Source organism: Rhodoferax bucti (assembly GCF_005876985.1).
GTDB lineage: Bacteria > Pseudomonadota > Gammaproteobacteria > Burkholderiales > Burkholderiaceae_C > Allorhodoferax > Allorhodoferax bucti.
Map to the genome: position 1 here is coordinate 856,118 of NZ_VAHD01000001.1, position 20,981 is coordinate 877,098.

The window sequence follows — 20,981 nt, forward strand, 5'->3', positions numbered from 1 at the left end:
AGCAAAAAGGGCTGCCGGCAATGCTGGCAGCCCTTTTGTTTGTGGCGTACAAAAAGCGTGGGTCAGGTGGCACTTTGCTGCGCCAGCATGAACAGCTGGGTGGAGCGGGCGCCCGAGCGGCAAAACGCCAGCACGGGTTGTTGGGCGGCGTCCAATGCCTGTTTCATGGCCACGGCTTGCTCGGGGGTGATGGAGCCGGCCACCACGGGCAAGTACACGTAGTGCAAGCCGGCGGCCTCGGCGGCCGCTTGCATGCTGCTGCTGGCGGGTTGCTCGGCGCCACCTTCCATATCGGGGCGGTTGCAGATCACGGTTTTGAAGCCCATGGCAGCGGCAGCGGCCATGTCAGCCGGCGCCAGCTGTGCGGCGACATAGAACTCGGGGGTGACGGAACGTACGGGCAGGCTCATGGCGGGTTCATCCTTTGGGGGCGAGTGTAGCGGGGCGGCGCTCCAGCACTTCAAACAAGGCCATGCCCGCCAGCATGGCCAGCACAAACACCACGGCCTTGGGGTTGCCGGTGCCCAAAGACACGAGCGCCGGGCCGGGGCAAAAGCCCGCCAGGCCCCAGCCCGCGCCGAAGAGCAGGCTGCCGATCACCAGGCGTTTGTCGATGTTGCGGCTGGTCGGCAAGTGCATGGCCCCGCCCAGAAAGCTGGTCGTACGTTTCTTGGCCAGGGCGAAGGCGCCCAGGCTCACCAGAATGGCGCCGCCCATGACGAAGGCGAGCGAGGGGTCCCACAAGCCGGCCAAGTCCAGAAAGCCCAGAACCTTGGACGGGTCGGTCATGCCGGCCAGGATCAGGCCCACGCCGAAGAGCAAGCCCACGCCGAATTCGGCCAGGCGGTGGTGGTGAAAAGCGTTTTTCATAGCAGTAGCTCCAGAGGTAAAGGGCTCTATTCAAGCCAGCAAGTGGCGAATGACAAACACAACCGCGAAGCCCGCGCCCATGAAGGACAGGGTGGCGACCAAGGAACGTGGTGACAGGCGGGACAAACCGCACACGCCATGGCCGCTGGTGCAGCCCGCGCCGTAGCGGGTGCCTACGCCCACCAGCAGGCCGGCCACGATCAGCGTGGCCCAGCCGGCATCGACCGTGGCCGGCACCGGGCCGCCTACCAATGCGTACACCGCGGGCGCGATCACCAGACCCAGTACAAACGCCAGGCGCCAGGCCGCATCTCCACCGCGTGGCATGAGCAGGCCGCCCACGATGCCGCTGATGCCCAGAATGCGGCCATTCACCAAAATAAACAGGCTGGCGGAGAGCCCGAGCAGGATGCCGCCGAGCAGCGACGCCCAGGGGGTGAAATGGTTCCAATCGATGTGCATAGTTTTCTCCTAAAAATGTTAGTGCTTACTCGGTGCCAGAGGCTTCGCAGTACTGGTTGTAGAGAACGCTCATGACCGCCATGGCCTGCGGGCTGTCGATGCCGTAGTAAATGGATTTGCCTTCGCGCCGGGTGGTCACCAGGCCTTCTTCCCGCAGCACGCCCAGCTGTTGCGACAGGGTAGGCTGGGCAATGCCCACCAGCTCTTCGAGTTCGCCCACCCGCTTTTCGCCTTGGCTGAGCTGGCACAGCAGCAGCAGGCGGTCGGGGTTGGACATGACTTTCATCAGGCGGCAGGCGGCGTCCGCAGCGCGGCGCAGCTGGTCCAGGTCCAGCGTGGCGGGAGAGGGGGTGGCAATGTCGGCTGGCATGGCAGGCTCCTTTTCACATTCAATGCCGATAGTTTATTGACAAACAATATATAAGTCAATAAACTATCTTCATCGCAATTGATACAACGACCTTTACAAGGAGTTTTCGATGACCGCTTCCACTGCCACCCCCCTGTCGTCTGCCACCCCGCAGATCAAAGCCTTTTTTGACCCCGCCACCTGGACCGTGAGCTACGTGGTCTATGACCATGCCGGCGGCCAGTGCGCCATCGTCGACTCGGTGCTCGACTACGACCCCAAAGCCGGCCGCACCAGCACCACGTCAGCCGATGCGTTGATGGCTTTTGTGAAAGAGCAGGGCTTGCGCGTGCAGTGGATTCTGGAAACCCATGCCCATGCCGACCACCTGTCGGCGGCGCACTACCTGCGCAAGCATTTGGGCGGTCGCATTGCGATAGGCGCGGCCATCACCCAGGTGCAAAACGTGTTCAAAGGCATCTTCAATCTGGAGCCCGAGTTCTACCCCGATGGCAGCCAGTTCGACCACCTGTTTGCGCCGGATGAGACCTTTGCCATCGGCAGCCTGCACGCCCAAGCGCTGGCGGTGCCCGGCCACACACCCGCCTGCATGGCCTTCAAGGTGGATGGTGGCGGCGAGCCTGATGCGGTGTTCGTGGGCGACACCTTGTTCATGCCCGACGTGGGCACCGCCCGCTGCGACTTCCCCGGCGGCAATGCCAACACCCTGTATCGCAGCGTGCAGTCGCTGCTCGCCATGCCGGCGGACACCCGCCTCTACATGTGCCACGACTACCCGCCCGAAGGCCGCGAAGCCGCGTGGGAGAGCACGGTGGCGGCCCAGCGCGCGGCCAACATCCACATCCGCGATGGCGTGAGCGAGCAGGCCTTTGTGGCCATGCGCAGCGCGCGCGACGCCGGCCTGGCCATGCCCACACTCATCCTGCCCTCGGTGCAAATCAACATCCGCGCCGGCGACCTGCCGCCGCCCGACAACAACGGCGTGTCCTACCTGCGGGTGCCGCTCAACGCCCTGTAAGGCGGGCGCTGCCATGAACACGCTCGCTCTCTGGTGGGCTTGGGGCGCCACGGCCGCGCTGCTGCTCATCTATGCGCTGTACCTCGCCGTGCTGGCCCGTGGCCCCGCCTGGCGGGTGCATGGCCGGCTGCGGCACGACTGGCTGGACGCCATGTCCGCCCAGCCCGGCACCGAGGTGCTGGCGGTGCAAACCCTGCGCAACTCGGTGATGACCGCCACCATGACTGCCTCCACCGCCGCCCTTGGGTTGATGGGGGCGCTCGGTTTCGCTGCGCCTGCCCTGCGCGCCCTGTCGGAGGCGGCAGGCAGCCCTGCGCTCACCCCGGCCTTGGCCGGTGAAGTGATGGTCTTGCTGCTCCTGGTGGTGACGCTGGTGAGCACTACCTTGTCGATCCGCTACTACCACCATGCCGGTTTTGTGTGCGCCATGCCGGTGGGTTCGGCAGCGCGGGTGCGGTGGATGGACACGGGCCGCCAACACCTGCGCCACGCCGGTGTGCTCTACAGCGTGGGCCTGCGCAGCCTGGTGTGGGTGACGCCGTTTTTGGCGGGACTGGCCTGGGCGTCGGCCGGGCCGGTGTTGGCGCTGGTACTGCTGTTGGCCGTGGGCTGGATGGAGCGCCCCACCCAGCCTCTGGCGCCGGCATGACACGGCGGTGGGGCATCCGCCCCAACGCCCAGCAATTCGGCCTGCAACTGCTGCAGGTGTTTCAGGTGGGCCTCACCCTCGGCATGACGCGCACCGTGATTCCGGTCATGGCGGAGGCGGATTTTGGTGTGCCCCGAGGCTCTTTTTTGCTGCTGAGCTCGTTTGTGGTGGCCTTCGGGCTGGTCAAGGCAGGGATGAATTTTTTGGCCGGCCGCCTCTCCGAGCGCTACGGCAGGCGTGCGGTGCTGGAGTGGGGCTGGTGGCTCGCCCTGCCCATGCCGTGGATGATGGGCTTCGCACCCAGCTGGGGCTGGGTGGTGGCCGCCACCGTGCTGCTGGGGGTGAACCAGGGCCTGACGTGGTCGATGACGCAAACCGCCCAGCTCGACCTCACCCGCCCGGAAGAGCGCGGCCTCACCCTGGGCCTCAACGAGTTTGCCGGCTACGCCGGCGTGGCGCTCGCGGGTATGGCCACCGCCAGCCTGGCCGCCACATGGGGCGTGCGCCCCGCCCTGATGCTGTTTGGCGGCCTCACCACCGTGAGCGCGTTGCTGCTGGCGCGCTATGCGGTGCACGAAACCTTGCCCTGGGCGCGCAGCCTCACTGCGCCGGCCGCGGCCGCAACACCGCAGGTGGTGCTCAGCACCCGCGCCGTGTTCTGGCGCATGAGTGGGGGCGACCTGCGGCTCATGGCTCTGAGCCAGGCCGGCTTGGTGGAAAAGTTTGTCGATGCCCTGGTGTGGGTGTTTGTGCCGGTGTACCTCCACCGCGAGGGGCTGACTTTGCCCGAGGTGGGCGGGGTCACCGGCGTGTATGGCTTGGTGTGGGGCGTGGCGCAGCTGGGCACCGGCCGCTTGTCCGACCGCCTGGGCCGGCACGGGCTCAATGTGGGCGGCATGTGGCTGTGCGGTGCCGGGGTGGCGCTGATGGTGAGCGGCCACGGTGCGGTGTGGTGGCTGGCGTCGGCCGCAGTCACCGGGCTGGGCATGGCCTTGCTGTACCCCAATCTGTCGGCCGCCGTGGCGGACTTGGCCGATCCGGCGTGGCGGGGCAGCGCCATTGGCATTTACCGCTTCTGGCGCGACCTGGGCTACGGCGTGGGCGCGCTGCTCCTGGGCGCGGTGGCGCACTTCTCGGGGCAACTGGAGCCGGCGTTTTGGGCCGTGGCGGCTGCCATGGGCGCATCCGGTGCCTGCTTGCTGGTCTGCGGGGAAGAAAGCCACCAGGCCTTGGCGCGCCGGGCGCGGGCACCGTGAGCGGATTGCGCCCTTAGCGATCCGGCTCCATGCGTATGAGCACCAGCTTGCCGCTGTCTTGCACCACATCGAAGCGGACTTTGTCGCCCGCCTTGGCGCCTTCCAGCAAGGCGGGGTCTTTCACGGTGAAGACCATGGTCATGGGCGGCATCTCGATGGACGGGATGTCGCCGTGCTTGATCGTCACTTTGCCGGCGGCCTTGTCGATCTTGCGGATTTCGCCTTGGGCCAGCGGCTGGGCAGGCTGCGCGCCCGCGACACAGCTGGCCAGCAGGGCGGCCACGGTGGCGGCGGTGCGCAGGGTGGAAGTAATCAGGGTCATGGCGGCAGTCCTTTACCGGTAACTTTGGAATACGGTGCTGCTGCCATTCTTGGCCACCAGCAGCACATCGAACGGGTCTTTGCGACCCTTGTAGATGGCGCCATCCATGCCCGGCGAGCCAATGGGCATGCCGGGCACCGACAGGCCCAGGGCGGCCGGCTTTTCGCGCAGCAGGCGTTGGATGTCTTTGGCCGGCACATGGCCTTCGATGGCGTAACCGCCTACCACGCCGGTGTGGCAGGAGCCAAGGGCCTGCGGCATGCCGAGCTCGGCGCGTTTGGCCTCGTTGCCTTTTTCAAACACCCGCACGGCAAAGCCGGCTTGCTCCAGGTGCTTCACCCAGTCTTTGCAGCAGCCGCAGTTGGGGTCTTTCCAGACTTCCATGGCGGTGCCTTGGGGCTTAGCCGCCAACGCGGGCAGGGCGAGCACGGCGCCCAAGGAGGTGATGAGGGTGCGGCGTGTGGTCATCATTTTGCGGCCCCCACTTTCACGGCACCCTTCATGCCGGCCTCATAGTGGCCGGGGTGCAGGCAGGCAAAGCTCACGGTGCCCGCTTGGGTGAACTGCCAGATGACCTCGCCGGTCTGGCCGGGTGCCACGCTGGCGATGTTGGGTTCGTCGTGCTCCATTTCAGGGAATTTCTTCATCATCTCGTAGTGGGCCTTGAGGTCTTTCTCGGTACCGAGGTTGAACTCGTGCTTGAGCTGCCCCGAGTTTTTGACGACAAAGCGTACCGTCTCGCCCTTGCGCACCGTCACGGTGGAGGGCGTGAAGCGCATGGCGTCGCTCATGTCGATTTGCACCGTGCGGCTCACTTTGGCGGCGACACCGGGCTTGCCGATGGCGGCCAGGCTATGGCCGTGGCCACCGGCGTGGTTTCCTGCAGCAAATGTGCCGGTAGCGCTCGCCAGTAATGCGCAAGCAGCTATGAATTTGATAGTGTTTTTCATGGGTGTCCTGGGTTGAATAAGGAGAAAAAGTTTCAGTGGTGGGCGGTGCCTGCGGGCTTGCGCACTTGCACCTCGGTCTCCACGGTGGCGGGGGCACTCAGAGGCATGCTGCCGTGGCCGTGGTGCATGCCTTCGTGCATGGCGGGGCGGGTGGGTTCGGAAAGAGCACCTTTCCACTCAAAAGCGCGGGTGCCCGGGGGCTGTGCGTACCAACCGGGGTCTTTGTAATCTCCCGGCTTCTGGTCTTTGCGCACCTTGAGAATGCTGAACATGCCGCCCATCTCCACCCCGCCGTAGGGGCCTTGGCCCGTCATCATGGGGGCGGTGTTGTCGGGGATGGGCATTTCCATCTCGCCCATGTCGGCCATGCCGCGCTCCCCCATCACCATGTAGTCGGGCATTGCACGCTGCAGCTTGCCCACCAGCCCGCGGTGGTCCACGCCGATCATGTTGGGCACGTTGTGGCCCATGGCATTCATGGTGTGGTGGCTCTTGTGGCAGTGGAAGGCCCAGTCGCCTTCTTCATCGGCCACAAACTCGAACTGCCGCATCTGCCCCACCGCAATGTCGGTGGTGATCTCGGGCACCCGCGCAGCCAGCGGCCAGGGCCCCCCGTCGCTGCCGGTCACCACAAACTCGTGGCCATGCAGGTGGATGGGGTGGTTGGTCATGGTGAGGTTGCCCACGCGGATGCGCACCTTGTCCATCTTGCGCACGTTGAGCGTGTCAATGCCGGGGAAGACGCGGCTGTTCCAGCTCCAGAGGTTGAAGTCCAGCATGGTCATGGCTTTGGGCGTCATGCTGCCGGGGTCAATGTCGTAGGCATTGAGCAGGAAGCAAAAGTCCCGGTCTACCTCGCTGATCAGTGGGTTTTTCGCCTTGGGGTGGGTGACCCAGAAGCCCATCATGCCCATGGCCATTTGCGTCATCTCGTCCGCATGCGGGTGGTACATAAAGGTGCCGGGGCGGCGCGCCACAAACTCGTACACAAAGGTCTTGCCCACCGGAATGGGGGGCTGGGTCAGGCCCGACACGCCGTCCATGCCGTTGGGCAGACGCTGGCCGTGCCAGTGCACGCTGGTGTGCTCAGGCAGCTTGTTGGTTACAAACAGGCGCACCCGGTCGCCCTCCACCACCTCGATGGTGGGGCCGGGGCTCTGGCCGTTGTAGCCCCACATATTGGCTTTGAAGCCGGGCGCCATCTCGCGCACCACCGGCTCGGCCACCAAGTGGAACTCCTTCACGCCCTGGTTCATGCGCCAGGGCAGGGTCCAGCCGTTGAGGGTGACCACCGGGTTGTAGGGCCGGCCGGTGCCGGGCACCAGGGGCGGCATGGTGGCGGGCGATGTTTGCAGCACCGGCTCAGGCAGGGCGGCCAGGGCTACGCGGCTGACGGAGGCGGCTGCCACTGCGCCCATGGCGGTGGCGGCGGCACCGTTGAAAAAGTTACGTCGGTTCATACAGATCCTTGAATGGGGGCGGGGCGCTCAATGCGTCGCTTTGGCGTCAGAGCCGGCTGCGGCACCGGTGCGGGCGGGTGCATTGCCTTCGGGCGACACACCGGCCAGCACCGCTTGCATATCGGCAAACGCCAGCCAGTAGTCGCGCAGCGCTTCTGCGGCTGCCAGGTTGCTGAGCGTGCGGGTGCGGCTGTCGGCCAGCACCTCAAACACGCTGGTCAGCATGCCGTTGTAGCGCAAGGTCAGCTCGTCGTGGATGAACTGGCGCAGCGGCACCACCTCGGTTTGCAGGTGGTGGGCAATGTCCCACTGCGTGCGCAGGTTAAAGGCCGCTTCGCGCGCCTCGCTGCGCACTTGCACCGCTTGGGAGCGCACTTTGGCGGCATCGCCCAGTGCGTCCCAACGCTCGTCAATGCTTGCCGGTACTTGGGTGGCTTGTTTGCGCTGCCAGCTCAGGCGCTCGGCTTGCAGGTTGCTGCGGGCGGCAAGGGCGCGCGCTTCCAGATCGGTGGTGTCTGCGGGGCTGGCGGGCAAAGCCGGCAGGGACGTCGCCAGGGTAAAGCCGGTCTGCGCACCCCATAGGCCCAGCACCCGGATGAGTTGCTCGCGCGCGGCAAACGCCGCTTGCTCGCCCCGCGCCAGCGCAACTGCGGCGTCTGACAGCGTGGCTTGGCTTTGGGCTTGGGTCAGGCGGCTCACATTGCCGGCCCGCACCATGCGGCGGGTGAGTTCGTCAGCGGTTTCGGCCGTGGTTTTGGCCTCGCGTAGAAGCTGGACGCTGCGTTCTGCGGCTACCGCGTTCACCCACGCTTTGTAGGCGCGCAGGGCGAGCCGGGTGGCTTCTTCGCGGGCACGCAGCCGGGCCGGAAAGCCGGGGCTTTGCATGTCGGTGATGCTGCTGCCCTCTGCACCCAGCGCCATCTGCAGCTCGGGGTTGTGGAGCAGGGCAATGCGGATAGTGGCAGGGCCGTCCATGGGGGCCTGCAGCAGCTTCGTGAGCTCCTCGGCACCGCCATACGTGGGGCTGGCAATGCGCAGGGGCGCGGCAGCCGGGCCCAGCAGGCTGCTCAGCCGGGTCTGCACCTCGGCTTGCAGGCCTTGCACGCCGCCATCGATGGGCGCAGCCGCGTGGGCGTGGCTGAGCAGCAGCGCCAAGCCCAGCGCGCGCACCATGGGTCGTACGAACCGGTGTGTGAACCCGTGTGCGATGGGGCGTGTCAATGTCGGTGCAACTTGTGTTTTTCGCGGGCCGTTCATGGCTGCTCCTTGGGTGCCGCAGCGCGGGCTTTTTCCCACTGCAACAGGTCGGCGTGGCCGCGCGGAAACTGGGCAACCGCCTTGTTGGCGGCTTTCCAGTCGGTGCTGGCTTCTTCCACGCCACGCGGCAGGTCGGCAAACACCGAGCGGTAGGCCAGTGCGGGCACGGGGCTGGCGGCATCACTGGCTTGCAGCGTGCGGGCAGGTTCGGCCAGCGTCGGGGTGGCGGGTTGGGCGTGGGCCGGGGATGCCAGCAAAAGTGCGACGGCGAGCCTCACGCCAGAGACGCAAGCGGGCCGCCAAAGCGGACGACAAATGAACATGGTTGGTTTCCTGATTCAAGGTGAAAACACCCCGCCGGCAGGCTGCGCAGGGCAGCGTGGGGCGGACGATAGACCCACTACGGGCCTTGGAATCAGGAAATGGGTGGTTTTTGGGCCAATGCCGCAGGGGCGCTGGCAAAGCGATCGGTGTGCGCAGGCGCTTGCAACTGCGGCACAAGCACGGGCAAGGCTACGCGCAGCTCGGCTGGCAAGGCGGCAGAGGCGCACATCTGGCACAGCGAGCAGTTTTCGCAGCCGTCGTGCGAGGCTGCGGTGGTGGTGTCAGAGTGGTGCGCGGCTGTGGTGCTGGTGTGTTCCGCCATGGCGCTGTCGGCCATGTCTTCACAGTGGTGGCCTGCGGCGGGCGGCGCATGCTGGTGGGCGGGGGCGCCCACACTGGCTGCCACGGTGCTGGCCATGCGCGTCGCCATCCACTCATTGGCCATGCCGCGCAGGGGCGCCAAGGCGATCAGCAGGATGAGGAGGACAACACGCATAAGTGAATGATACGCCGCAGGCTTGTGAAGTTCCGTGCGCTATTGGTTTGGGTATGAAATCGGCCTCTGGCGCTTATGGAATATGCGTAAGCAGCTATGAAATTCATAGTAATGACAAGGGCGGTTCACGAACTGTTTACCGCTGGACAGTCGGGTTGGACGGTACGAGCCGTGGCCGTAACAATGGCGGCGTTTCCCTTTGTCACGCTCCGGCGCTTTATTTTTATGAACCGTTTTGCCGCATTCCGCCCCCGACCTGTGCACTACTGGCGCTGGCTGGTGATTGCTGCGTGCATTGGCTGGATGGCCGGGAACTCGCACAAGGCAGAGGGCAAATCGCCCCAACAGGGGCGCAGTGCTGCCGCTACACAGGTCGTGCAAGCCAGCACGGGTCAAAGCGGCCAGTAAACCCAGGCCGCAATCGCCGCGATCACCAGCGCCATAAAGCCGCCCAGCCAGCGTTGGATCTTGCGGGTCAGTACGCAGTCGTTGCAGATGCGACCGTGCCGGTCGGTGGTTTGGGGCATGGCGCCGCAGCTGTAGCACAGGCCGGCACGCTCCCACTTTTCGCGCCGCTTGGTGCGCCAGGTGAAGACCACTACCAGCACCAGCAGCACCGCGATCAAAAAGTTGAATCCGAGTTTGAGCATGGGTCAGCGTGCCGCAATCACTTTGCGGATGCGCTCAATCGTCTCGGGCATGCGCGCCTTGCGCGATACATCCAGGCCCAGCTCGCGGGCAATGTGGTTCACCACCGCCACGTTCAGCGGCACGCCGCCGGCGTCCACCGCCCGCAGCAAGTCCCGCGCGCGCTGCTCGGCGCTGCGGGGTTTGGGGCGGAAAAGGAGGGTGGAAAGGGCGGTGAACCAGTTCATGCATGTCCTGCGGGTTGGCAGGACTGTAGCGCGTCCGGGCGTACCGTGCGGCTGCCCGGTCATGCGCTGCGCAATTTGGGCATCAAAATGGCTTTTGGCACCCGCGCCGTATGCGCAAGCAGCTATCAAATCAGGAGCGATCTGCCACTTGCGAGCCCTGCTTCCAGGCTTGCAGGCGGTGTGCGCCGTAGGCAAACCAGCTGTCTGCGGTCAGGGCCAGCCACCCGGTCAACAAGGCGCCTTGCAGGATGTAGGGCGTGTTGAAGCCGCTCAGGCCGATGATGATGGGCGACCCCAGGTTTTGCGCGCCCACCGTGGCTGCAATGGCCGCCGTGCCGATGTTGATGGTGACCGAGGTGCGCAGGCCCGCCAGCATGAGGGGTGCCGCCAGCGGCCACTCCACGGCGCGGAACTGTTGCCAGGGCCGCATGCCCAGGCCTTTGGCGGCGTCCATGGCCGCAGGCGGCGTGGATTCCAGCCCGGTAATCACCCCCTGCAGCATGGGCAGCAGCCCGTACAGCGCCAGGGCGATGTAAGCCGGCTGCTCCCCGAAGCCGATGAGCGGCACCGCAATGGCCAGCACCGCCACCGGCGGAAACGTCTGCCCCATAGCCACCAACGATTCCACCAGCGGCCGGTAGACCCGTCCGCCAGGGCGGGTGACCCACACCCCCGCCAGGAGCGCCACCAGCAAGGCCGCGCCACTGGAAATGCCCACCAGCGACAAGTGCGCCAGCAGCAGCTGCCAAAACGGCTCTTGCCGGTACATGGCCCGCTCCTGCGCCGGGAATGCGGCGTGGAACACAGGCTCCAGCGCAGGCATTCCCCAGGCCAGCAGAGCCAGCGCCCCGCTCAGGCCCAGGGGCACGGCCCAGGCGGGCAGGCGGCAGGCGGGCGCGGCCATCAGGCGTTTGCCGCCTGCGGGGCGGGCCCGGTGTGCAGCAGGTCTTCAAAATGCAGCGCGCCGGCGTGGCTGCCGTCGGTGTGCACCACCGGCAGGCGATCCCGCCCCTGGCTGATGAACGCAGACAAGGCCTCGCGCAAGGTGGCGTCCATGGCCAGTGGCGGCCCCTCGGCCCCAGCGCCCTGTCGCACCCGGCTGCGCACCAAGTCCAGGCCCAGGCGCTTGATGCCGAGGTCGGCAGGCCCCAAAAACGCACGCACAAAATCGTTGGCCGGGCGCGCCAGCAGGTCCAGCGGGCGTCCGTCCTGCACCACCTGCCCGTCGCGGAACAGCACGATGCGGGTGGCCAGAAACAGGGCTTCGTCAATGTCGTGGGTGACCAGCACAATCGTTTTGCCGGAGAGGGCGTGGATGCGCTTGATCTCTTTTTGCAGTGCGATGCGGGTCACCGGGTCGAGCGCGGCAAAGGGCTCGTCCATCAGCAGAATTTCGGGGTCGGCGGCCAGGGCGCGGGCCACCCCCACGCGCTGCTGCTGGCCCCCGGAGAGCTCGTGCGGAAAGCGGTGGGCAAAGTCGGCAGGGTTCAGTTGCAGCAGCAAAAGCAGCTCTTGCACCCGCGCCGCAATGTTGGCGGCCGGCCAGCCCAGCAAGCGCGGCACGGTGCCGATGTTTTTTTCCACCGTCCAGTGCGGAAAGAGCCCTACCGACTGGATGGCGTAGCCCATGCGCCGGCGCAGGTCCTCGGGGGCGAAGTTGCGGATTTCCTGGCCCGCAAAGCGGATGCGGCCGGCGTCATGCTCGACCAGGCGGTTGATCATGCGCAGCGTGGTGGACTTGCCCGAGCCCGAGGGGCCGATCAGCACCACCAGCTCTCCGGCGGCAATGCCCAGGTTCAGGTCGGCCACCGCAACGCGGTCGCCATAGCGTTTGCTGACGTGGTCAAACTCAATCATGGTGAGGTGCGCAGTCCGGGTGGCAAAAAAGCGGTGCTTGCCGCAAACAAGCCTTCGGCGCACCAGGCCAGCACCACAATGGGCGCCACTGCCAGCAGCACCAGGTCCAGCGCACTGCTGAACAGGCCTTCAAACATCAGGGCTCCCAGGCCCCCCGCGCCAATGAGTGCGGCCACTGCCGCCAGCCCGATGGTTTGGATCAGCATCACCTTCAACCCCGAGAGCATCACAGGCGCCGCTAGCGGCAGCTCCACCTGCCACAAGCGCTGCCGGCCCGACATGCCCATGGCCTGGGCCGACTCCACCGCCGCAGCCGGCACGCTGGCGAGGCCTTCAAAGGTGCTGCGAACCAAGGGCAGCAAGGAATACAGCGTGAGTGCCAGCACCGCCGGAGCGAGGCCAATGCCCTGAATGCCCCATGCCGGCAGCAGCGGGAACACCGCCCCCAGCCAGGCCAGCGCCGCCATCAACAGGCCGAACAGGGCAATCGATGGAATGGTTTGCACCAGGCTCAATGCGGGGAACACCCGCGCCGCCCACCGCGGTTGCCGGTGCAGCCATACCCCCAAGGGCAGCCCGGCGGCCAGGGTGAGCCCCACGGTCCAGCCGATGAGGTGGAGGTGCTGCCGCACACCGCGCCAGAAGTCTTCTTGCCTGTTGGCGTACTCCCGCAGGGTGGACAGCGCATCCAGCTGCCCGCTGGCCAGCAACACCAGCACGCCTGCCAGCAGCCCGGCCCAAAAGCCTAGGGTAAGCCGTTTGCCGGCGCGCAGGCCGCGCAGCAACTCGTTGGCCAGCAGCCAAACCAGCAACAGCGTGAGCCAAAACCCGCTCGCTACGCTGGCACGGCCCAGGCCGTCGGTCTGCACTTGGTGGGCCGCCGCCAGGCTGCCGCTCAGCGCACACAAGCCCCACACCAGCCCTGCGAGCCACACCAGCATGCCGTAAGACGCATACCGCTGCGCTGCGCCCACCTGGCGCGCCCCTACCAAGAGCGCACCGGCAACGCCCCACACCCCGGCCGCCGCCCACCAGCCCGGCCCTGCCGGGCTGAGTGCCTCCAGCAGCAGCCGGCCTTTGCCGCTGAGCAAGCGGTTCGGCGCCTCGCTCAGCAGCGGCAGGCCGGCCAGCAAGCCCGCGTTTGCCAGCAGTAACAAGGGCACCGTGCGGGAAGACGCCGGGCTGCGCATGCGGGGGGCTTAGCCTTTGATCAGGTTTTTGGACTTCAGGTAGTCCGCAGCCACCTTTTTGGCGTCCTGGCCTTCCAGTGCAATCTTGGCGTTGAGCGATTGCAAAGTGGGGCCATCCAGCGTCTTGAATACTGGTGCCAACACCTCGCGGATTTTGGGGTTCTTGGTCAATACGGCTTCGCGGATGATGGGCGCCGGGGCGTAGACCGGCTGAATGCCTTTGGGGTCATCCAGAATCACCAACCCCAAGGCGGCGACCGGGCCATCGGTGCCGTACGCCATGGCGGCGTTCACTCCGGAGGTGCCTTCTGCGGCGGCCTTGATGGTGACCGCCGTGTCGCCCCCCGCCAGGGTGAGCAACTGCGCCTGGCTCAGCTTGAAGCCATAGCCGGCTTGGAAGGCGGGCAGGGCGTCGGAGCGCTCAATAAATTCGGCCGAGGCCGCCAGCTTGAACTTGCCGCCCGCGTTGACCCAGCGGCCCAAGTCTTCCAGGGTTTTCAGGTGGTTGGCCGACGCTACGTCTTTGCGGACGGCTATGGCCCAGGTGTTGTTGGCCGGTGCCGGCTCCAACCAGGTGATTTTGTTGGCGGCGGAGTCCAGCTTGTTCACCAGCTCGTAGCCGGCCTTGGCGCTCTTCCAGGCCGCGTTCTTTTCATCAGAGAAAAAGAAGGCGCCGTTGCCGGTGTATTCGGGGTAGATATCGATTTCGCCGGCCACGATGGCGCTGCGCACGATCTTGGTGTTGCCCAGGCGCACTTTGTTTTCGGTTTTGATGCCGTTGGCTTCCAGCACCTGCACGATGAGGTTGCCCAGCAATGCACCTTCGGTATCGATCTTGGAGCCCACGCGCACCGGCGCGTTTTGCGCCCAGACGCTAGTGACTGCGAGGGCCGAGGCCAGGGTGGCCAGTGCCAGGGTGCGGCGGGTGAGGGTGGGGGTCATGCTAGGTCCTTGTGGTGAAAGCAATGTGGCTTGCTGTCGAGTCCATCGCCCGGATGGGCGCGGTGTACCGCATGGTAGTGGTTGTTGGGCTCCACCGTGCGCCCACCGGGCGGAGCCCCTTGGGCGAGCGGCCTGCCCCCACCCGGTACAGGCCGTATTCAAGCATCATTTTGTTCTCTAGCGCAGGTAGGATATGCGCGAGCAGCTATCAAATTAGGAGCGCTGCGCTACACGCTGCATTGCACTTGCGAGAACGCAATCGGGGGAAAGCGCCCCGCAATCGACAACCCGGTCTGCAAAGACTCGGTCAGCAGGGTGTTGACCGCGTCATCCAGGCGCTGGCCGATGTCGGCACTCACCTGGTAGCTGCCGGACTCGTTCAGCGTGACCTGCGCATCGGTGGCATAGATGCCGGGAAGAATGTGCTTGGCCCCCAGCGACTGCAGCACCGGGCGCAGCGAGTAGTCCAGCGCCAGCATGTGGTGCGGGCTGCCGCCGGTGGCCAGTGGCAGCACTACTTTGCCCTTGAAGCCATCTTGTGGCAGCAAGTCGAGAAACACCTTGAGTACGCCGCTGTAGGCCGCCTTGTAAACCGGTGTGGCCACGATCACCACATCGGCCGCCGCGACCTGCCCCGTGGCTTGGCTGATGGAGGGGTGGCCGAAGTCGGCGAGCAGCAGGGCCTGGGGCGACAAGTCGCGCACCCGCAAGCGGTCTACCAGCACACCCCGTGCCTCCAGGCGCTGGCCTGCGGCTTCCAGCAAGGCTGCGGTGCGCGAGCGGTCAGAGGGGCTTCCGGCAATGAGTAAAACAGACATGAATGGGTACCTGGTTCAAAGAATGCAGGCATTGTGGAATGCCGCCATCTTTTGAAGAAGGTCTGATTTTTCATTTCCTTATGACTTTTGTGATGCGAGCCGGCGCTCTATCCGCACCTGCGCAGCCGTGTGAGCGCGCCAAGGTAGTAGTCCCCTTGCGCCATAGCGCTACCATTCGCCGCCGCAGCGGCATATCAAGGGAGTTGGATTTTGTTAGTTCCAAGCAAAGAGCAGGTCGACATCATCAACGCTGTCGCACCGCGCATCCTTATTGAGGCCAATGCTGGTTCGGCAAAGACCACGACAGCGGCCATGCGGATTCAAAAGCTGGTGGAGCGCGGGGTGGACCCCGGCAAGATCGTGGCCTTGGCCTACAGCACTCCAGGGGTGAGCGCGTATGCAGGGGCGTTTCACCGCATCGGCATGCCCGATTCGGTGTCGTCCAAGGTGCGCGTGGGAACGGTGGATGCGCTGTGTGCCACCCGTCTTAAGCGGGTGGAAGCACCGGTGCAGGATGGCGTGCGGGCCCAGCCGGTTAAAAGCTTTGAGCGGGCAGTACAAGTCCGGCCCTATGTGCTGCAGGCTGTCCAGCGGGCCCGTGAGGTTTCGCAAGAGCGGTTTGCCAACGACTTTTCTATTCAAGGCACCGGCGCGCTGTCGGTAGAGCACCTGCTGGAAGAGTTTGCGGTGCTCAAAGGCACCTTGGCCGTACCCCGCTATGGCGAGGACTTCAGGTGCACCCCTGCGGTGGCTGCGGAGCTGGGCACGGACTACACCCCACTGGCTGTGTTTCTCCAGTACGAACGGGACAGAACCGGTTTCGTCAACCCGGAGGGCGAGCAAGTCAAATTTCGCTATCCGGGGGACGCGACCTACGACATGGCCAGGTGGTTGTTGTCGGAAAACGCACCCTGGTCGTGGGACAGACACCCCCTTAGCTTGGGAATCGAAGCCATCGTGCTGGATGAAATGCACGATTGCGGCTGGGCGATCTTCACCGTCATTCGTGCCTTGTTGGAGTGCAACCCGGGGGCCACGTTTTTGGGCGTGGGCGACAGGGATCAAGTCATTCATGCAAAGAACGGCGCGGACGCCTATTTCCTGGGGCCCAACCTCAGCCGGGAGCTGGGGGAGATAGCCACATTCCCGCTGACGGTGACGCGCCGGTTCGGTCCATCCATCGCCCGCCCCCTGGGCGTGTTTGCGAACAAGGCCTACAACGTGCATACGGACCACACCTCGAACGCCGTGCTGCGGTTGGCCGATAGCTCGAAGGCCAATGCTGACCTGATCGTGCAGCTGATTCAGCAGCATCAGGTTGACCCCAATACCCTGGGTAATGACTTTGCGGTTTTGTTGCGGCATCCGGGCGCCGCAGTCGGCATTGAGCACGAATTGCTGTTGAAAGGCATGACCTACCAGACCGTGGGCTTCCGGCCTTTCCTGCAGCGACCCGAGATTGCCTTTGTGCGGATGCTGCTGGCCATCGCTGTTGACCACCAAAGCAAATTCATTGCGCCTGCGCTGCTGGAGGCCAAGCAAGCCGTTTGGGAATTCATGGGCAGCAACCTCTCGGTGCCTGATGCGCAGGACGCGACGGATGCCATCATCAGCTCCGCCACAGAAGACAACTTCAGGCAGTTTGTGTTTCCAGATTTGCTGGGTGCGGCCGATCAGGAGACCCAGCACGCCATCCACGCCGCCTTGGAGATTGCGGCAACCAATGACGCTTCGAAAATCAAAGAGTTTATGGACGCCTTGGATTTCAACCGCATCGGCCAGAAGATCTATGTGACGCAGGCGGACTTTGAGGAGGTGCGCTACGCGCTGGACAGCATCGGCAAGGTCGCCAGCCAATACTCGTCGATGGATGCCTTTTTGGCAGCCATGAATATGTTTGACCACACGCTCCGAAAGCCAAGCGCAGCACATCGCCAACTTCGGCTCTCCACCATCGAGGATGCCAAGGGCCTGGAGTTCCGGATCGTGTTCATACCCGACTGCAATAGAAAGACCTTCGACAGCACGAGCCAGGATGAGCGCAACCTGTTTTACGTGGCCGCATCCCGCGCCAAAGAGCTGTTAGTCATGGGGCATGACCAAGGCGCAGAGTCCTCGTACCTGAAGCATTTCGCGCACTAGAGCGAACCTGCAGGGCCGCGCTTCACCATGCAAATGGTGCGTTGCCTTTCAGCGCATTTGCACCGACAGCAGCCACAGGTTCACGAGGAGGGCAATGGCCGTAACACCCACCAGGGCGTACCCTAGCGATACACCCAATTCACGCCAGGTGAAGGGGCTGTCCAGCTCGTGGTGGGGTGGGTTGTTGGGCATGGTGTCTCTCCTGAACGGCACGGTGAAAGTCATTGTGCAAGGACAGTGCCAGGATGATTAGGAATGAAAAAGCGTCAGCAACTGCGCAAACTGCATAAGGGCAGCCCGGGTCGGGCTGCCCCGGGCTTCATGCGTCCAGGTGGCTGGCCTCGGCCAGCGTGCGGGCCACCACCGCTTTGTTCAGCGTAGGCACAAAGGTCTCGATGAAGCTGTAGGCATAACCGCGCAGCCACGCGCCTTTGCGCAGGCCCAGCCGGGTCACATTCACCTGAAACAGGTGGCCCGCATCCAGGATGCGCAGATTGCGGTCGCGCTCCGCATCCAGCGCCACCGAGGCGACGATGCCCACGCCCATGCCCAGTTCCACATAGGTTTTGATCACGTCCGCATCCATGGCGGTGAGCACCACATCGGGGTGCAGGTTTTCTGCCGCGAACGCGTTATCGATGTGGGCCCGGCCGGTGTAGCCCAGCTCGTAGGTGATGATGGGGTAGTGCGCCAACTGGCGCAGCGTGACGGGCTCCGTTTGCTCCAGCAGTGGGTGGCCCGGGGGCACCACGATGCTGTGCGTCCAGCGGTAGCAGGGCAGGGTGACCAGCTGGGCGTAGTCGGCCAGTGCTTCGGTAGCCACGCCGATGTCCGCCTCGCCCGAGAGCAGCATGGCTGCCACTTGTTTGGGCGAACCTTGGTGCAGGTGCAGCGTGACCTTGGGGAATTTGTCGCGGAAATCTTTCACCACATGGGGCAAGGCGTAGCGTGCCTGCGAGTGGGTAGCGGCTACCGACAACTGGCCCTCGAGTTGCGCGCTGTAGTCCTGGCCGGCGCGCTTGAGGTTGTCGGCATCCAGCAGCAAGCGCTCCACGATGGGCAGCAGGTCTTTGCCGGGCGGCGTCAGGCCAGTCAGGCGTTTGCCGGCGCGGTTGAATATTTCAACGCCCAGCTCCTCTTCCAGCTCGCGAATCTGGCGGCTCACGCCGGGTTGCGAGGTGTGCAGCATGCCGGCTACTTCGGTCAGGTTGTAGCCGCAGCGCACGGCCTCGCGCACGGATCTCAGTTGTTGGAAATTCATGCGCGCTCCTTCCATGTGAGGGCGGCGGCATTCTGGGGGTGTGACATGGGAATCTCTTTTTTGCTATTGATTTTGTAGCTGCTTGCGCTTGTTGCACCTGCGCTAGAGGCCTATTGAATGCCTAAAAGTCTGTGCTGCAGTGCGTGGATGGCAGTCGGGTGTGGGGGACTGTAGCCATCCACTTTCAAAACGCAAACGAATAAAAAGTTGATTCTTTACGCCGAAATCATCTGAGGCGCGCTGCGGGCCCGCACACTGTTCCATGCAAGCCACGCAAACAGCGGCACAAAACAGACAAACATGGTTTGCAGCCCGATTGCCGTACCTGCGGTGCCGCCCAGCAGTCCGCCCAGAAAGCCACCTGTGGGCCCGGCCAGCGCGCTCAGGCCCGATACCCGCCCCCGCCCCAGCTTGGCGCCCCACACCGCGAACTGGCTCAGGGTGTGGATCTGCAGCAGCCCCAAGCCCAAGCCCAAGAGCGCACCGCCCGCCCACAGCCCGCCCATGCTGCGGGCGCTGGCCAGCAGCACCATGGCCAGCGCCGCCGCCACTGCGCCGCCCACCACCGTGCGCAAGGGACCGAGCCGCGCTGCCCAGCGCCCCAGAAAAATCAGCGCAAAGATGAATGCGCTGCCCTGCACCGCCACCAGCGTGCCGGCCCCCAGCGCGGGCAGGCCCAGCTGCTGCACCGCAATCACCACGATGTAAAAGGCGTAATACATGTGCGCCGCCTGCACCACAAACTCCAGGCTGGCCAGGGTGCGCACGGCGGGCTCGGCCCACAGCGCACGCACCGAGCGAAAGATGCCCACGCGCGCACCCGCTGCAGGCGGGGTGTGCGGCTGTGCGCGCAACACCGGCCCGGCGAGCAGGGCGGTGAGCACAAACATGCCGGCAATCAGCCAGTAGCTGCCGGCATGGCCGCCCCAGTGGATCACGCTGGCAGCCGCCACCGGCCCGAGCAAAAACATGCCTGACATGTGCGCTCCGCGCTGCCAACCCGCTTGCGCGTGGCCGATGCGCTCCAGCGCCGCCATGAACACGGTATTGAGCGACACAAAGCGCAGTGGCATCAGAAAGCTGATACACGCAGTTACGCCCAGCAAGAAAAAGGCATGGGGAACCGCAGGAATCAGCGCATACAGCGCCCCCATGAGCCAGCTGCCCGCGATGAACAGCCGCGCCGGCCCGAAGCGCTCCACCCAGAATCCCACCGGCAGGCTCATGAACAGAATGCCCACTGATTGCGCACCCGCCATGGCGGCCAGCAACCAGCCGTGGGCGCCCAGCTCCAGCGCATACAGCGTGGTGGTGAACTTGGCCAGGCCCACGCTGGTCCCCATGAATGAGGACAGCAGGGCAAAGCGAAGCAGAAAGGCATGGCGGGTGAGGAACCCGCGCATCAGGCTGTGTGCGTGACAGCGTTGGCCGCGTCGCCGGGCACAAAGCTGTGCTGGCCGTTCACCGCCACCGGTACTTCGCCGCGCACCGTCACGCGGCGCACCACGCGGTGTTGCTTGCCGTAGTCGTTGATGGCGTAGTGCTGGGTGGCGCGGTTGTCCCAGATGGCTACGTCGCCCGTGGTCCACTGCCAGCGCACGGTGTTTTCCAGGCGGGTGATGTGGTGCTGGAAGATCTCAAACAAGCGGTCCGAGTCGTGGGTGTTGTAGCCCGCAAAGCGCTTGATGAAATGGCCCGCCACCAGCGTGCGCTCACCGGTTTCAGGGTGCACACGCACCAGCGGGTGTTGGGCCTCAATCAGGCGGGAGGCAAATACCTCTTTATGGTGTTGGGCGCCGGTGGCGTCGATGTCGATACGCGTGGCGGCGTAGTCATAGTCGTTGCTGTGGACGGCCCAGAGCTGCTCGGCCAGGGCTTTGAGTTCAGGGGGCAACTCCTCGTAAGCGGCCGCGGTGTTGGACCACACCGTGTCGCCGCCGGAATCGGGAATGGTGATTCCGCGCAGCACCGACACCTTGGGGTAGTCGGTGGTGAAGGTCACATCGGTGTGCCAGGAGTTGGCGCGCCCGCCGTGTTGCGAGTCGAGTTCAAAATTCTGGGTGCCCGCTTTGGCCGGCACAGTGGGGTGAGCCACCAGCTCGCCCCACAGGGAGGCAAACGCTTGTTGCGCCGCGTCGTCCAGGTGGTGCTGGCCGCGGAGGAAGATCACCTTGTGGCGCAGCAATGCCTGGTGAATGGCCACGAAGGTTTCAGGTGCCAAGTCGCCCGAGAGGCGCACCCCCTGAATGAGGGCGCCAATGCGGCCCGCCAGGGGTTTGATTTCCAGCGCTGCGGGCGCGGTGGCGAGTGGGCTTTGCAAAACAGCAGACATAAAAAACTCCTTGAAGTGACAGCTAAAAAATAGAGAAGAGGTCTGCATCCTAGGAAGCGGCAAGCGCTTTGCGAAGCGCGCATTTCGCATGTGCACATGTGCTTTTTGCGGGGGTATTTGCTTGCTTGTT

27 protein-coding genes are annotated in these 20,981 nt (G+C 64.8%); 5 read left to right on the top strand and 22 right to left on the bottom strand.

Going from position 1 to position 20,981, the window contains the following annotated elements; translation table 11 throughout:
• Positions 1-62 precede the first annotated feature (62 nt).
• From FDM28_RS04095 to FDM28_RS04110, 4 genes are read right to left on the bottom strand one after another with little or no spacing between them, the layout of a single operon-like run.
• Positions 63-410: a protein tyrosine phosphatase family protein gene (locus FDM28_RS04095; protein ID WP_138513283.1), complete on the bottom strand. Its 348-nt coding sequence runs from the start codon at positions 408-410 to the stop codon at positions 63-65.
• Between the two features lie 7 nt (positions 411-417).
• Entirely contained in the window at positions 418-870 is a 453-nt protein-coding gene (locus tag FDM28_RS04100; protein ID WP_138513285.1) for a YeeE/YedE family protein, read from the bottom strand.
• A gap of 30 nt (positions 871-900) precedes the next feature.
• A complete protein-coding gene (locus tag FDM28_RS04105) occupies positions 901-1,332 on the bottom strand; it encodes a YeeE/YedE family protein (protein WP_138513287.1) in 432 nt (143 codons plus the stop codon).
• Positions 1,333-1,357: 25 nt separating this feature from the next.
• Positions 1,358-1,702: an ArsR/SmtB family transcription factor gene (locus tag FDM28_RS04110; RefSeq protein ID WP_138513289.1), complete on the bottom strand. Its 345-nt coding sequence runs from the start codon at positions 1,700-1,702 to the stop codon at positions 1,358-1,360.
• A 109-nt stretch (positions 1,703-1,811) separates the two neighbouring features.
• Between FDM28_RS04110 and FDM28_RS04115 the strand changes: the two genes are divergently transcribed.
• From FDM28_RS04115 to FDM28_RS04125, 3 genes are read left to right on the top strand one after another with little or no spacing between them, the layout of a single operon-like run.
• Positions 1,812-2,720: an MBL fold metallo-hydrolase gene (locus tag FDM28_RS04115; RefSeq protein ID WP_138513291.1), complete on the top strand. Its 909-nt coding sequence runs from the start codon at positions 1,812-1,814 to the stop codon at positions 2,718-2,720.
• A gap of 13 nt (positions 2,721-2,733) precedes the next feature.
• Complete coding sequence (locus FDM28_RS04120) at positions 2,734-3,369, top strand: DUF599 family protein (protein ID WP_138513292.1); 636 nt, start codon at positions 2,734-2,736, stop codon at positions 3,367-3,369.
• Positions 3,366-4,625 (top strand): MFS transporter, encoded by a 1,260-nt coding sequence (locus tag FDM28_RS04125; RefSeq protein ID WP_138513294.1) that lies wholly within the window; start codon positions 3,366-3,368, stop codon positions 4,623-4,625. The genes FDM28_RS04120 and FDM28_RS04125 overlap by 4 nt, the downstream gene beginning before the upstream one ends.
• A 13-nt stretch (positions 4,626-4,638) precedes the next feature.
• Here FDM28_RS04125 and FDM28_RS04130 read toward each other — a convergent pair whose 3' ends face one another.
• The 7 genes from FDM28_RS04130 to FDM28_RS04160 all read right to left on the bottom strand — a co-directional run bounded on the left by FDM28_RS04130 (position 4,639) and on the right by FDM28_RS04160 (position 9,434).
• Positions 4,639-4,947, bottom strand: a complete 309-nt coding sequence (locus FDM28_RS04130; RefSeq protein WP_138513296.1) for a copper-binding protein — start codon at positions 4,945-4,947, stop codon at positions 4,639-4,641.
• A 12-nt stretch (positions 4,948-4,959) separates the two neighbouring features.
• Positions 4,960-5,415: a DUF411 domain-containing protein gene (locus FDM28_RS04135; RefSeq protein WP_138513298.1), complete on the bottom strand. Its 456-nt coding sequence runs from the start codon at positions 5,413-5,415 to the stop codon at positions 4,960-4,962.
• Entirely contained in the window at positions 5,415-5,897 is a 483-nt protein-coding gene (locus FDM28_RS04140) for a cupredoxin domain-containing protein (RefSeq protein WP_138513300.1), read from the bottom strand. Before FDM28_RS04140 ends, FDM28_RS04135 begins: the two co-directional genes overlap by 1 nt.
• A 32-nt stretch (positions 5,898-5,929) precedes the next feature.
• Positions 5,930-7,357: a multicopper oxidase family protein gene (locus FDM28_RS04145; protein WP_138513302.1), complete on the bottom strand. Its 1,428-nt coding sequence runs from the start codon at positions 7,355-7,357 to the stop codon at positions 5,930-5,932.
• A gap of 27 nt (positions 7,358-7,384) precedes the next feature.
• Positions 7,385-8,614, bottom strand: a complete 1,230-nt coding sequence (locus tag FDM28_RS04150; protein WP_138513303.1) for a TolC family protein — start codon at positions 8,612-8,614, stop codon at positions 7,385-7,387.
• Positions 8,611-8,892, bottom strand: coding sequence for a hypothetical protein (locus FDM28_RS04155; RefSeq protein ID WP_138513305.1), 282 nt, complete (start codon positions 8,890-8,892; stop codon positions 8,611-8,613). Before FDM28_RS04155 ends, FDM28_RS04150 begins: the two co-directional genes overlap by 4 nt.
• Before the next feature lie 137 nt (positions 8,893-9,029).
• A complete protein-coding gene (locus tag FDM28_RS04160) occupies positions 9,030-9,434 on the bottom strand; it encodes a hypothetical protein (RefSeq protein WP_138513307.1) in 405 nt (134 codons plus the stop codon).
• Positions 9,435-9,659: 225 nt separating this feature from the next.
• Between FDM28_RS04160 and FDM28_RS04165 the strand changes: the two genes are divergently transcribed.
• Complete coding sequence (locus tag FDM28_RS04165; protein WP_138513309.1) at positions 9,660-9,842, top strand: hypothetical protein; 183 nt, start codon at positions 9,660-9,662, stop codon at positions 9,840-9,842.
• Here FDM28_RS04165 and FDM28_RS04170 read toward each other — a convergent pair.
• From FDM28_RS04170 to ssuE, 7 genes are all read right to left on the bottom strand, one after another.
• Positions 9,827-10,084 (bottom strand): hypothetical protein, encoded by a 258-nt coding sequence (locus FDM28_RS04170; RefSeq protein ID WP_138513311.1) that lies wholly within the window; start codon positions 10,082-10,084, stop codon positions 9,827-9,829. The two genes, FDM28_RS04165 and FDM28_RS04170, sit on opposite strands and share 16 nt — an antisense overlap.
• Before the next feature lie 3 nt (positions 10,085-10,087).
• Positions 10,088-10,309 (bottom strand): hypothetical protein, encoded by a 222-nt coding sequence (locus FDM28_RS04175; RefSeq protein WP_138513313.1) that lies wholly within the window; start codon positions 10,307-10,309, stop codon positions 10,088-10,090.
• Between the two features lie 130 nt (positions 10,310-10,439).
• Positions 10,440-11,213 (bottom strand): ABC transporter permease, encoded by a 774-nt coding sequence (locus tag FDM28_RS04180; protein ID WP_138513316.1) that lies wholly within the window; start codon positions 11,211-11,213, stop codon positions 10,440-10,442.
• Entirely contained in the window at positions 11,213-12,166 is a 954-nt protein-coding gene (locus FDM28_RS04185) for an ABC transporter ATP-binding protein (protein WP_138513318.1), read from the bottom strand. Before FDM28_RS04185 ends, FDM28_RS04180 begins: the two co-directional genes overlap by 1 nt.
• Positions 12,163-13,356: an ABC transporter permease gene (locus tag FDM28_RS04190; protein WP_138513321.1), complete on the bottom strand. Its 1,194-nt coding sequence runs from the start codon at positions 13,354-13,356 to the stop codon at positions 12,163-12,165. The genes FDM28_RS04185 and FDM28_RS04190 overlap by 4 nt, the downstream gene beginning before the upstream one ends.
• A gap of 9 nt (positions 13,357-13,365) precedes the next feature.
• Positions 13,366-14,298 carry a glycine betaine ABC transporter substrate-binding protein OsmF gene (gene osmF / locus FDM28_RS04195; RefSeq protein ID WP_138513323.1) on the bottom strand — a complete coding sequence of 311 codons (933 nt, stop codon included), beginning with the start codon at positions 14,296-14,298 and terminating at the stop codon, positions 13,366-13,368.
• Between the two features lie 227 nt (positions 14,299-14,525).
• The gene (gene ssuE / locus FDM28_RS04200) at positions 14,526-15,116 is read right to left on the bottom strand and encodes an NADPH-dependent FMN reductase (RefSeq protein WP_138513325.1); all 591 of its coding nucleotides are present in this window, start codon (positions 15,114-15,116) and stop codon (positions 14,526-14,528) included.
• A gap of 210 nt (positions 15,117-15,326) precedes the next feature.
• Here ssuE and FDM28_RS04205 point away from each other — a divergent pair, with 210 nt between their 5' ends.
• A complete protein-coding gene (locus tag FDM28_RS04205) occupies positions 15,327-17,258 on the top strand; it encodes a 3'-5' exonuclease (RefSeq protein WP_138513327.1) in 1,932 nt (643 codons plus the stop codon).
• A gap of 48 nt (positions 17,259-17,306) precedes the next feature.
• Here FDM28_RS04205 and FDM28_RS17580 read toward each other — a convergent pair whose 3' ends face one another.
• The 4 genes from FDM28_RS17580 to FDM28_RS04220 form a co-directional block, all read right to left on the bottom strand.
• The gene (locus FDM28_RS17580; RefSeq protein WP_170211583.1) at positions 17,307-17,450 is read right to left on the bottom strand and encodes a hypothetical protein; all 144 of its coding nucleotides are present in this window, start codon (positions 17,448-17,450) and stop codon (positions 17,307-17,309) included.
• Between the two features lie 127 nt (positions 17,451-17,577).
• Positions 17,578-18,519, bottom strand: coding sequence for a CysB family HTH-type transcriptional regulator (locus FDM28_RS04210; protein ID WP_138513329.1), 942 nt, complete (start codon positions 18,517-18,519; stop codon positions 17,578-17,580).
• A 215-nt stretch (positions 18,520-18,734) separates the two neighbouring features.
• A complete protein-coding gene (locus FDM28_RS04215; RefSeq protein WP_138513331.1) occupies positions 18,735-19,922 on the bottom strand; it encodes an MFS transporter in 1,188 nt (395 codons plus the stop codon).
• Positions 19,922-20,851 carry a TauD/TfdA dioxygenase family protein gene (locus tag FDM28_RS04220; RefSeq protein WP_138513333.1) on the bottom strand — a complete coding sequence of 310 codons (930 nt, stop codon included), beginning with the start codon at positions 20,849-20,851 and terminating at the stop codon, positions 19,922-19,924. Before FDM28_RS04220 ends, FDM28_RS04215 begins: the two co-directional genes overlap by 1 nt.
• Positions 20,852-20,981 lie beyond the last annotated feature (130 nt).